At 72.7% G+C, this 11,499-nt stretch carries 10 protein-coding genes; all 10 read left to right on the top strand.

The window, feature by feature from the left end:
* A partial coding sequence (gene infB / locus Q0195_RS04270) for a translation initiation factor IF-2 (RefSeq protein WP_299275017.1) occupies positions 1-1,364 on the top strand: 1,364 nt, incomplete at its 5' end.
* A 67-nt stretch (positions 1,365-1,431) separates the two neighbouring features.
* The gene (rbfA, locus tag Q0195_RS04265) at positions 1,432-1,893 is read left to right on the top strand and encodes a 30S ribosome-binding factor RbfA (protein ID WP_299275014.1); all 462 of its coding nucleotides are present in this window, start codon (positions 1,432-1,434) and stop codon (positions 1,891-1,893) included.
* A gap of 9 nt (positions 1,894-1,902) precedes the next feature.
* The gene (locus Q0195_RS04260; RefSeq protein WP_299275011.1) at positions 1,903-2,670 is read left to right on the top strand and encodes a sulfite exporter TauE/SafE family protein; all 768 of its coding nucleotides are present in this window, start codon (positions 1,903-1,905) and stop codon (positions 2,668-2,670) included.
* 129 nt (positions 2,671-2,799) lie between these two features.
* Positions 2,800-3,738 (top strand): tRNA pseudouridine(55) synthase TruB, encoded by a 939-nt coding sequence (gene truB / locus Q0195_RS04255; RefSeq protein ID WP_299275008.1) that lies wholly within the window; start codon positions 2,800-2,802, stop codon positions 3,736-3,738.
* Between the two features lie 68 nt (positions 3,739-3,806).
* Positions 3,807-5,357, top strand: a complete 1,551-nt coding sequence (locus Q0195_RS04250; protein ID WP_299275006.1) for a nucleoside transporter C-terminal domain-containing protein — start codon at positions 3,807-3,809, stop codon at positions 5,355-5,357.
* Positions 5,358-5,417: 60 nt separating this feature from the next.
* Entirely contained in the window at positions 5,418-6,362 is a 945-nt protein-coding gene (locus Q0195_RS04245) for a bifunctional riboflavin kinase/FAD synthetase (RefSeq protein ID WP_299275003.1), read from the top strand.
* A 96-nt stretch (positions 6,363-6,458) separates the two neighbouring features.
* Positions 6,459-6,728 (top strand): 30S ribosomal protein S15, encoded by a 270-nt coding sequence (rpsO, locus tag Q0195_RS04240; RefSeq protein ID WP_299275001.1) that lies wholly within the window; start codon positions 6,459-6,461, stop codon positions 6,726-6,728.
* 207 nt (positions 6,729-6,935) lie between these two features.
* Entirely contained in the window at positions 6,936-9,272 is a 2,337-nt protein-coding gene (locus tag Q0195_RS04235) for a polyribonucleotide nucleotidyltransferase (protein ID WP_299274999.1), read from the top strand.
* On the top strand, positions 9,265-10,635 hold the full coding sequence (locus Q0195_RS04230) for a pitrilysin family protein (RefSeq protein WP_299274997.1): 1,371 nt from the start codon (positions 9,265-9,267) through the stop codon (positions 10,633-10,635). The genes Q0195_RS04235 and Q0195_RS04230 overlap by 8 nt, the downstream gene beginning before the upstream one ends.
* A 44-nt stretch (positions 10,636-10,679) precedes the next feature.
* Positions 10,680-11,432: a 4-hydroxy-tetrahydrodipicolinate reductase gene (dapB, locus tag Q0195_RS04225; protein WP_299274996.1), complete on the top strand. Its 753-nt coding sequence runs from the start codon at positions 10,680-10,682 to the stop codon at positions 11,430-11,432.
* The last annotated feature ends 67 nt before the right edge of the window (positions 11,433-11,499 follow it).

Below are 11,499 nucleotides of genomic sequence, written 5' to 3'. Positions count from 1 at the left end.
CGCTGACCTTCATCGACACCCCCGGTCACGAGGCGTTCACCGCCATGCGTGCCCGAGGTGCCGAGGTCACCGACATCGCGATCCTCGTCGTCGCCGCCGACGACGGCGTCATGCCGCAGACGGTGGAGGCGCTCAACCACGCCCAGTCCGCCGGTGTGCCGATCGTCGTCGCGGTCAACAAGGTCGACAAGCCGGACGCCAACCCGGCCAAGATCCGCCAGCAGCTCACCGAGTACAACCTGGTGGCCGAGGAGTACGGCGGCGACACCATGTTCGTCGACATCTCCGCGCTGCAGCGCAAGGGCATCGACGACCTCCTCGAGGCCGTCCTGCTCACCGCGGACGCCGCGCTCGACCTGCGTGCCAACCCGAACAAGGACGCGCGCGGCGTGGCCATCGAGGCGAACCTCGACAAGGGCCGCGGCGCCGTGGCGACCGTGCTGGTCCAGTCCGGCACGCTGCGCGTCGGCGACGCCATCGTCGCGGGCACCGCGCACGGCCGCGTCCGGGCGATGTTCGACGAGTACGGCAACCCGGTGGAGGAGGCCGGACCGTCGCGTCCGGTCCAGGTGCTGGGCCTGACCTCGGTGCCACGTGCCGGCGACAGCTTCCTGGTGGCGCCCGACGACCGCACCGCGCGGCAGATCGCCGACCGGCGGGAGGCCGCCGAGCGGGCTGCCACCCTGGCCAAGCGCCGCAAGCGCATCTCGCTGGAGGACTTCAACGAGGCGCTGCAGCAGGGCAAGGTCGAGACCCTCAACCTCGTCCTCAAGGGCGACGTGTCCGGTGCCGTCGAGGCGCTGGAGGACTCGCTGCTCAAGATCGACGTGGGCGACGAGGTCGCGCTGCGGATCATCCACCGCGGCGTCGGTGCGATCACGCAGAACGACGTCAACCTCGCCACGGTCGACAACGCCGTGATCATCGGCTTCAACGTCCGGCCCGCCGAGCGGGTGCAGGAGCTCGCCGACCGCGAGGGTGTCGACATCCGGTACTACTCGGTCATCTACCAGGCGATCGAGGACGTCGAGCAGGCGCTCAAGGGCATGCTCAAGCCGGAGTACGAGGAGGTCCAGCTGGGCACCGCGGAGATCCGCCAGGTGTTCCGCTCCTCCAAGGTCGGCAACATCGCCGGCTCGATCGTCCGCTCCGGTGTCATCCGGCGCAATGCCAAGGCCCGCGTGCTGCGGGACGGCGTCGTCGTCGGGGACAACCTCACCGTCGACTCCCTGCGCCGCGAGAAGGACGACGTCACGGAGGTCCGCGAGGGCTTCGAGTGCGGTATCAGCCTCGGGTCCTTCAACGACATCAAGGAAGGCGACGTCATCGAGACCTTCGAGATGCGCGAGAAGCCGCGTAGCTGACCGCGCCCGGCGTGGCACGCACCCCTCCCGGTGCGTGCCACGCCGCTCCCGACAGGAGGCAACACCCATGGCCGAGACCCCCCGGATGCGGCGCGTCAGCGACCGCATCAAGCAGATCGTCGCGTCGATGCTCGAGACCAGGGTCAAGGACCCGCGACTCGGCTTCGTCACGGTGACCGAGGTCCGGGTGACCGGTGACCTCCAGCACGCCACCGTCTACTACACCGTGCTCGGCGACGAGCGCGAGCAGCGGGACACCGCCGCCGCGCTCGCCTCCGCGCGCGGACTCATCCGCTCCGAGGTGGGTCGCCAGCTCGGCCTGCGGCTCACCCCCACCCTGGAGTTCACCACCGACGCGGTGCCCGCCACCGCCGCCGAGCTCGAACGGGCACTCCAGGAGGCCGCCCAGCGCGACGCCGAACTCGCCCGTCTCGCCGCCGGCGCCCGCCACGCGGGCGACCCCGACCCCTACCGCCGGCCCACCGCCGCGGAGGAGGAGACCGACGACGACGCCGGCGACGCCCGCTGAGCCGCGGACGTGAGCATCGCGCGCCTCGCGCCCCTCGGTGTCGGTGTCGGCGTCCTGTCCGGGCTCCTGGGCATCGGCGGGGGAGTGGTCCTCGTCCCGCTCCTCGTGCTCCTGCTCGCCATGCGGCAGAAGCACGCCCAGGCCACCTCGCTGGCGGCCATCACGCTGACGGCGGTCGCCGGGGCGGTCTCCTACGGCCTGGCCGGCGACGTCGTCCTCCTCCCCGCCCTCGTCATCGTGGTCGGCGGCTTCGTCGGCAGCCTGATGGGCGCCGAGCTCGTCCACCGGCTGTCCGAACGCACCCTGCGGCTCATCTTCGCCGCCGTCATGGTGGCCGTCGCCGTCCGGCTGGCGCTTGCCCCACCCGTCGCGGGCGCCGGCGAGCTCGCCCACCTCGACCCGCTCGTCCTGCTCGGCTACGTCGGCTCCGGGCTGCTCATGGGGCTCCTCTCGGCGCTCATCGGCGTCGGCGGCGGGGTGGTCATGGTCCCGCTCCTCGTCCTCGGCTTCGGCTTCACCCCGCACGAGGCGCAGGGCACGTCGCTCGCCGTCATGGTCCCCGTCTCGCTCATGGGGGCGTGGCGCCACGCCCGCCACGGCTACACCGACTGGCGGGCCGGGGTGGTGCTCGGCGTCGGGGGCGTCGTCGGCGCCCCGCTCGGTGCCCTGCTGGCGCAGGCCATCTCCGCCGAATGGCTGCAGCGGCTCTTCGCGGTGCTCCTCGTCGTCACCGCCACCCAGCTCGTCCTGCGCGCCCGCCGCCGCCCCTCCTCCTGAGGAGTCCCGCCACCCCGCCGGCCCCCTCCACCGACAGCCCACTTCCCACCGAGAGCTCAGTTCCCACCGAGAGCTCGCGTCCCCGTCGCCCGTGCGGGCCCTCGCACCACGCACTGCTAACGTCCCGGTGTGACCGATCGTCGACCCCCCTCCGGTGCCGCCGACCCTCCCGACGGCCTGCTCGTCGTCGACAAGCCGTCCGGCTGGACCAGCCACGACGTCGTCGGTCGGGTCAGGCGTCTCGCCGGCACCCGCAAGGTCGGACATGCCGGCACGCTCGACCCCATGGCCACCGGCGTCCTCGTGCTCGGCGTCGGTCGCGCCACCCGGCTGCTCACCTACCTCGTGGGTGCCGACAAGGAGTACACCGCCACCGTCCGCCTCGGCCAGACCACCGTCACCGACGACGCCGAGGGGGAGGTCACCGCGTCGCGGGGAGCCGCCGAGGTCGACCCGGACGCCCTCCAGCGGGCGCTCGCCGGCCTGCGCGGCCCGATCGACCAGGTGCCCAGTGCCGTCAGCGCCATCAAGGTCGGCGGTCAGCGTGCCTACGCCCGCGTCCGTGGCGGCGAGCAGGTCGAGCTGGCCGCCCGCCCCGTCGTCGTCCACCGCTTCGACGTCCTCGACCGACGCACCGCGACGGCGGGCGACGGCACGCCCGTCACCGACATCGACGTCGTCGTGGTCTGCTCCTCGGGCACCTACGTCCGCGCCCTCGCCCGCGACCTGGGTGCCGCGCTCGGCACCGGCGGCCACCTCACCGCGCTGCGCCGCACGCGGGTGGGCCCGTTCACGCTCGACCACGCCGCCGACCTCGCGGCCCTGGGAACCGCCCACGAGGCCGGCCGGCCGGTGCCGCTGCTCCCGCTCACGGAGGCGTGCCGCACCGCCTTCCCCGTCCGCGAGCTCACCGAGCGGGAGACGGCGGCCGTACGGTACGGGCAGCGCATCCCGCCGAGCGGGCACCCCGGACCGGTCGCCGTGGCAGCCCCGGACGGGCACGTCGTCGCCCTGGTCGAGGACCGCGCCGACCACGCGCGCCCCGTCCTCGTGCTCGATCCCGCCTGACGGCGCGCGTCCCCGGCACCGCTGTGCCACCCTGCCAGGACGGCGCAGCCGACGAAGGGGGAGTGGCCGTGCTGCAGGTGTTGTGGGGTCTGGGTGGGATGGTCGTGGTCCTGGGCATCGCCTGGCTGCTGTCGGTGGACCGCCGCCGGATCCGGTGGCGGACTGTGGCCCTGGCCCTGCTCGTGCAGGTCACCTTCGGGGTGCTCGTCCTCTTCGTCCCGGTGGGACGCCGCGTCCTCACCGCCGTGTCGCAGGCCGTCCAGGCCGTCATCGACTCTTCGTCGGCGGGGATCGACTTCCTCTTCGGCGGGATACTGCCCGACGAGGGCACCGTCTTCGCCTTCCAGGTGCTGCCCGTCATCGTCTTCTTCGCCTCGCTGACCGCGGTGCTCTACCACGTCGGCGCGCTCCAGCTCGTCACGCGGTGGATCGGCGGTGCCCTGGCCAAGGTGCTCGGCACCGAGCAGGCCGAGTCGATGAACGCCGCGGCGAACATCTTCGTCGGGCAGACCGAGGCGCCGCTGGTCATCCGGCCCTACATCAAGGACATGTCGCCCTCGGAGGTCTTCGCCGTCATGGCCGGCGGGCTCACCACGGTGGCCGGCTCGGTCCTCGTGGGTTACTCCCTCCTCGGCGCCAACCTCGAGTACCTCATCGCGGCCAGCTTCATGGCGGCACCCGCCGGCCTCCTCATGGCCAAGATGCTCGTCCCGGCCGGGGCGATGGCCCACATCGGACCCCACGCCGCGCGGTCGGAAAGTGAGCTGTCGGTGGGAAGTGAGCCCTCGGTGGAAAGTGAGCTGTCGGTGGGAAGTGAGCCCTCGGTGGGACGTGAGCCCTCGGTGGGAAGTGAGCCCTCGGTGGGAAGTGAGCCCTCGGTGGGAAGTGAGCTGTCGGCGGGGAGTGGACAGGCGGCGGGGGAGGGGAGTGGGCACGGCGACCGACGGCGCGGCGCCGGGACCCGCCTGGCCGCCGCCTTCCGGCGCGGCGGGCGGCGCGGCGCGACGATGGACGCCCGCGACGAGCTCCTCCGCCGCGCGCGGGCCGCGGACGCCCCGGCGGATGGGGCCGAGGGCACCGAGGAGGATACCGACGAGCCGCCCCCGGTCAACATCATCGACGCCGCCTCGCGCGGCGCCGCCGACGGGCTGAGCCTGGCACTCAACGTCGGGGCGATGCTGCTCGCCTTCATCTCCCTCATCGCGCTGGCCAACGTCGTCCTCGGGGCGGTCGGCGGCCTCTTCGGCAACGCCGACCTCACCGTCCAGGAGGTCCTCGGCTACGTCTTCGCGCCGGTGATGACGGCGGTCGGCGTCCCCGTCCACGAGGCCGTCGACGCGGGCAGCTTCCTCGGCCAGAAGGTCATCGTCAACGAGTTCGTCGCCTTCTCCGACTTCGCGCCGCGGGCGGAGGAGTTCAGCGCCAAGTCCCAGGCCGTCATCACCTTCGCCCTCACCGGGTTCGCCAACCTCGGCTCGCTGGCCATCCTCCTCGGCGGGCTCGGCGGCATCGCCCCCACCCAGCGCGGCGTCATCGCCACCCTCGGGCTGCGGGCGGTGCTCGCCGGCTCCCTCGGCAACCTCCTCTCGGCGGCGATCGCCGGAGTCCTCATCGGCTGAGAGGCAGGTAGGCTCGGCTCCGGTCGCAACCGCGGTCACCGGCGTCAGAAGGAGTCCCACGTGCAGGTGTGGCACGGCATCGAGCAGATCCCGGACGATCTGAGCGGCAGCGTTGTCACCATCGGCAACTTCGACGGCGTCCACCTCGGCCACCGCGCCGTGCTCGACGCGACCATCAACCAGGCCCGTGCCCTGGGAGTGCCCGCGGTCGCGCTCACCTTCGACCCCCACCCGGCGCAGGTGCACCGGCCGGAGAGCGCCCCGTCCCTGCTCACCGGGCTCACCGACCGGCTCGAGCTGCTCGCCGAGGTGGGCCTGGACGCCACCCTCGTCGTGCCCTACTCCCTGGAGTTCGCCCAGGCCACGCCGGAGGAGTTCGTCACCGACTTCCTCGTCCGGGCACTGCGGGTCAAGGCCGTGGTCATCGGGCACGACGCGCGCTTCGGCCGGGACAACTCCGGTGACCAGTTCACCATGGTCACCCTCGGCCAGGAGCACGGCTTCGACGTCGAGATCCTCCGCGACGTGGGCAACGACCGCCGCTGGTCCTCCAGCTGGGCGCGCGAGCTCATCGAGTCCGGGGACGTCGCCGGCGCCGTCGCCGTGCTGGGCCGGCCCCACCGGGTGCGCGGTGTCGTCGTCCACGGCGACGCCCGGGGCCGTGAGATGGGCTTCCCGACGGCGAACCTCGCCGCCTCCGCGACCGGCACCATCCCCGCCGACGGCGTCTACGCCGGCTGGCTGCGCCGTCACGGCGGCACCGGGGAGCGTCTCCCCTCCGCGATCTCCATCGGCACCAACCCGACGTTCGACGGCACCGTCCGCCGCGTGGAGGCGCACGTCATCGGGACCGACGACCTCGACCTGTACGGCGAGGAGGTCGTCGTGGAGTTCGTCACCCGGCTCCGCCCGACCCTGCGCTACGAGGGTATGGAGCCGCTCATCGCGCAGATGGAGCGTGACGTGGAGAACGCGCTCACCGCACTGCGCGCGGCCACTGTCTGATACGATCGTCGCTGCCGTCAGATCGGCCGCGGATGCGTCATGCCCGGGTGGACATGCCCCGGTGCTCCGCGCAACGAGTAGATCCCTAGGAGAACCGTGCCCCTCGCTGCAGACGTCAAGCAGTCCATCATCGCCGAGTACGCCACCCACGAGGGCGACACCGGTTCGCCGGAGGTGCAGGTCGCGCTCCTCACCGAGCGCATCAACAACCTGACCGAGCACCTCAAGCACCACAAGCACGACCACCACAGCCGTCGTGGTCTGCTCCTCCTCGTCGGCCAGCGCCGGAACCTCCTCGGTTACCTGCAGAAGGTCGACATCGACCGGTACCGCCGCCTCATCGAGCGCCTCGGACTGCGTCGCTGACCCCGTACCGGCTCGGACCCACCCCGGGTCCGGGCCGGTTGCTCATGTCCGCCGGGGACGGCGGGCCACAACTCAACACCACACCCGCGCCGGACGACTCGTGCCGGTCCTCGGTAGTGGCCTCCGGAAGGTCGTCAGTGGCGGTCCGTGGGCCTCGATCGAAGGCCGCCGACGTCGGCGCGGACGATCACGAAGGAGGGCAACCCCATGGAGGGACCCGAAATCACGTCCGCCGAGGCCGTCATCGACAACGGCAGCTTCGGCACCCGCACCGTCCGCTTCGAGACCGGCCGGCTGGCCCGGCAGGCCGCCGGCTCCGCCGTCGCCTACCTCGACGAGGACACGATGGTCCTGTCGGCGACGACGTACGGCAAGACCCCCAAGGACCACTTCGACTTCTTCCCGCTCACGGTCGACGTCGAGGAGCGCCAGTACGCCGCGGGCAAGATCCCCGGTTCGTTCTTCCGGCGTGAGGGCCGCCCGTCGACCGACGCGATCCTCGCCTGCCGGCTCATCGACCGGCCGCTGCGCCCGTCCTTCGCCAAGGGCCTGCGCAACGAGGTCCAGATCGTCGAGACGGTCCTCTCGGTCCACCCGGACGACACCTACGACGTCCTGGCCATCAACGCGGCCTCGATCTCCACGCAGATCTCCGGGCTGCCGTTCTCCGGCCCGATCGGCGGCACCCGCGTCGCCCTCATCGGCGACCAGTGGGTCGCGTTCCCGCGCTACTCCGAGCTCGAGCGGGCCGTCTTCTCGATGGTCGTGGCCGGCCGTGTCGTCACCGACGCCGACGGCAACGAGGACGTCGCGGTCATGATGGTCGAGGCCGAGGCCACCGACAACGCCTGGACGCTCATCAAGGAGCAGGGCGCCACCGCCCCGACCGAGGAGGTCGTCGCGGAGGGCCTGGAGGCCGCCAAGCCGTTCATCCTCGCGCTGTGCAAGGCGCAGCAGGAGCTCGCCGACGCGGCCGCCAAGCCCGTCACCGAGCTGCCCCGCTTCCTCGACTACACCACCGAGGAGTACGAGGCCGTCGTCGACCACGTCGCCGCGGACCTCACCGAGGCGATCGCCATCGCCGGCAAGCAGGAGCGGGAGAACCGCCTGGACGAGATCCGCCAGGGCGTGCTCGACGCGCTCGCCGAGCGGTTCCCGGACTCGGAGAAGAACCTCTCCGCCGCCTTCCGCGCCGCGACCAAGCACTTCATCCGGCAGCGCGTGCTGCGTGACGGCGTGCGCATCGACGGCCGCGGCCTGCGCGACATCCGCACCCTGTCCGCCGAGGTCGACGTCATCCCGCGGGTGCACGGCTCGGCCCTCTTCGAGCGCGGCGAGACCCAGATCCTGGGCGTCACCACCCTCAACATGCTCCGCATGGAGCAGCAGCTCGACACCCTCTCCCCGGTGACGCGCAAGCGCTACATGCACAACTACAACTTCCCGCCCTACTCCACCGGCGAGACGGGCCGCGTCGGCTCCCCGAAGCGCCGCGAGATCGGGCACGGCGCGCTCGCCGAGCGGGCCCTGGTGCCGGTGCTGCCCACCCGCGAGGAGTTCCCCTACGCCATCCGGCAGGTCTCCGAGGCGCTGGGCTCCAACGGCTCCACGTCGATGGGCTCGGTCTGCGCCTCGACGCTCTCGCTGCTCAACGCCGGTGTGCCGCTGCGCGCGCCGGTCGCGGGTATCGCGATGGGCCTGATGAGCGACGAGGTCGACGGGGAGACCCGCTACGCGGCGCTCACCGACATCCTCGGCGCCGAGGACGCCTTCGGTGACATGGACTTCAAGGTCGCCGGCACGCGGGAGTTCGTCACCGCGATCCAGCTGGACACCAAGCTCGACGGCATCCCGTCCTCGGTGCTCTCCGGGGCGCTGTCCCAGGCGCGGGACGCCCGGCTGCACATCCTCGACGTCATGACCGAGGTCATCGACGCCCCCGACGAGATGGCCGCCACCGCACCGCGTGTCATCACCGTCAAGGTCCCCGTCGACAAGATCGGTGAGGTCATCGGCCCCAAGGGCAAGATGATCAACCAGATCCAGGAGGACACCGGCGCCGACATCTCCATCGAGGACGACGGCACCGTGTACATCGGCGCGGTCGACGGCCCCTCGGCGGAGGCGGCGCGGCAGGCGGTCAACGCGATCGCCAACCCGACGATGCCGGAGGTCGGCGAGCGCTTCGTCGGCACCGTGGTCAAGACGACGTCCTTCGGTGCGTTCGTCTCCCTGGCCCCGGGGAAGGACGGCCTGCTCCACATCTCCCAGATCCGCCGGCTCGTCGGCGGCAAGCGGGTGGACAACGTCGAGGACGTCCTGGCCGTCGGCCAGCAGGTGCAGGTCGAGCTCGCCGAGATCGACCCCCGCGGCAAGCTCTCCCTCCACGTCGTCGTCGACGACGAGGAGGAGGCCGCCGAGGAAGGCTCCGAGCAGCAGTCCGACGGTGAGCGCCCGCGCCGTGAGGGCGGGCGGCGCCGGGAGGGCCAGCGCCGCGAGCGGCGCAACCGCATCCGGGAGGACGGCGACACCGCCGGTGCCTGAGGCACTCCCGCTGGGGCCCGCCGGCGCGCCGGGCACCGAGGTCCGCCTGGAGCAGGACGGCAGCGTCATCCGACGCTCCGTCCTGCCCGGCGGGATCCGGGTGCTCTCGGAGACGATGCCGGCGCAGCGCTCCGCCGCGATCGGCGCCTGGGTGGCCGTGGGCTCCCGCGACGAGACCGACGGGCACTACGGCTCCACCCACTTCCTGGAGCACCTGCTCTTCAAGGGCACCCCGCGCCGGGACGCGATGGACATCGCCGCCGCGTTCGACGCGGTCGGGGGTGAGGCGAACGCCGCCACCGGCAAGGAGCACACGTGCTACTACGCGCGGGTGCTCGACGCCGACCTGCCCATGGCCGTCGACGTCATCACCGACATGGTGACCTCGGCGATGCTCGACGCCGAGGACTTCGAGGTCGAGCGGGGCGTCATCCTGGAGGAGCTGGCGATGGCCGGCGACGACCCGGTCGACGTCGTCCACGAGCAGTTCGCCACCGCCGTCCTGGGACCGCACCCCCTCGGCCGCCCGATCGGCGGCACCCCCGCCACCATCCGGCAGGTGCCCCGCGAGGCCGTGGTCGAGCACTACCGCCGCACCTACGTCCCCAGCGAGCTGGTCGTCACGGCCGCCGGCGCGGTGGACCACGACACCCTGTGCGCGCAGGTGCTCGACGCCGTCCGTGCGGGCGGCTGGCAGCTGGACCCGGCCGGCATGCCGGTGGAGCGCCGCCAGGCGGGCGACGAGCCGCTCCCCGACGAGGGGCGGGCGCTGACGGTGCGGCGCACCACCGAGCAGTCCAACGTCATCCTCGGCTGCCAGGGGCTGACCGCCCGCGACGAGCGACGCTGGGCGCTGTCGGTGCTCATGACCGCACTCGGCGGGGGGATGAGCTCGCGCCTCTTCCAGGAGATCCGCGAGCAGCGCGGGCTGGCCTACTCGACCTACGCCTTCGCCTCCTCCTACGCCGAGGCGGGCCTCGTCGGCCTCTACGCCGGCTGTGCCCCGGAGAACACCCCGGAGGTGGTCACGCTGCTCGGCCGTGAGCTCGACCGCATCGCCGAGCACCCGCTGCCGGCGGAGGAGCTCGACCGGGCGATCGGCCAGCTCTGCGGCAGCCTCGTCCTCGGGCTCGAGGACTCCGGGTCGCGCATGTCGCGGCTCGGGCGCGCCGAGATCGTCTACGGCGAGATCATCCCGCTGGCGGAGAGCCTCGAGCGGATCCGGCAGGTCACCGCGGTCGAGGTCCAGCAGCTCGCCGCCGAGCTCGCCGCCCGGCCCCGCTCCCTCGTCGTCGTCGGCCCTTTCGAGCACGACGTGGCCGGCGAGCTCCTCGCGCGCACCGCCCCGCTCACCACCCACTGAGCGGCGCCGCCCGCGCCGGGCGGGCGCCAGTACAGTTCTCCACCATGACCGACCCGATCAAGGTTGCCGTGCTGGGGGCCGACGGGCGGATGGGCAGCACCGTCTGCCGCGCCGTCGAGCTGGCCCCCGACCTCACCCTCGTCGCCCGCCTCGAGCGGGACGACGACGTCGCCTCCCTCGCCGGACGCGCCGACGTCGCCGTCGACTTCACCCTGCCGGCCGTCACCGAGGCCAACGTCCACGCCCTGCTCGACGCCGGGGTGCACGCCGTCGTCGGTACCACCGGCTGGGACGAGGCCGCGCTCGGCCGGGTCCGTGACCACCTCACCCGCACCGCGGGACTGGGCGTGGTCATCGCCCCGAACTTCGCCCTGTCGGCGGTGCTGGCCATGCAGTTCGCGGCAACCGCGGCGCGCTGGTTCGAGTCCGCCGAGGTCATCGAGCTCCACCATCCCGACAAGGTGGACGCGCCGTCGGGTACCGCCGTGGCCACCGCCCGGCAGATCGCCGCTGCCCGGCGCGCGGCGGGACGGGCCCCGATGCCCGACGCGACCGAGACCCAGCTCGAGGGGGCGCGGGGCGCCGTCGTCGACGGCGTGCACGTCCACGCGGTCCGGCTGCGCGGGCTCGTCGCCCACGAGGAGATCGTGCTCGGCAACCCGGGGGAGCAGCTGACCATCCGCACCGACTCCTTCGACCGGGTGAGCTTCATGCCCGGGGTGCTGCTCGCCGTCCGTGAGGTCGGGTCCCGGCCGGGGCTCACCGTCGGGCTGGAGCACCTGCTCGAGCTCGGGTAGTGCCCCGCGGGAGGTCAGCCCGCGTCCGAGCGCCCGAGACGGTCGATGGCGGCCACCGCCATGTCCC

Origin of the sequence: uncultured Georgenia sp. (assembly GCF_937958535.1) — a bacterium.
In the GTDB taxonomy this organism is placed as follows: Bacteria; Actinomycetota; Actinomycetes; order Actinomycetales; family Actinomycetaceae; genus Oceanitalea.
The sequence above is the reverse complement of the archived record's forward strand: the minus strand, read 5'-3'. Positions and strand labels throughout refer to the sequence as shown.

Excerpts from the sequence above, each read along its gene's own strand:
- rbfA (WP_299275014.1), top strand. The coding sequence starts at position 1,432 with ATGGCCGAGACCCCCCGGATGCGGCGCGTCAGCGACCGCATCAAGCAG.
- Q0195_RS04235 (WP_299274999.1), top strand. The coding sequence starts at position 6,936 with ATGGAGGGACCCGAAATCACGTCCGCCGAGGCCGTCATCGACAACGGC.
- dapB (WP_299274996.1), top strand. The coding sequence starts at position 10,680 with ATGACCGACCCGATCAAGGTTGCCGTGCTGGGGGCCGACGGGCGGATG.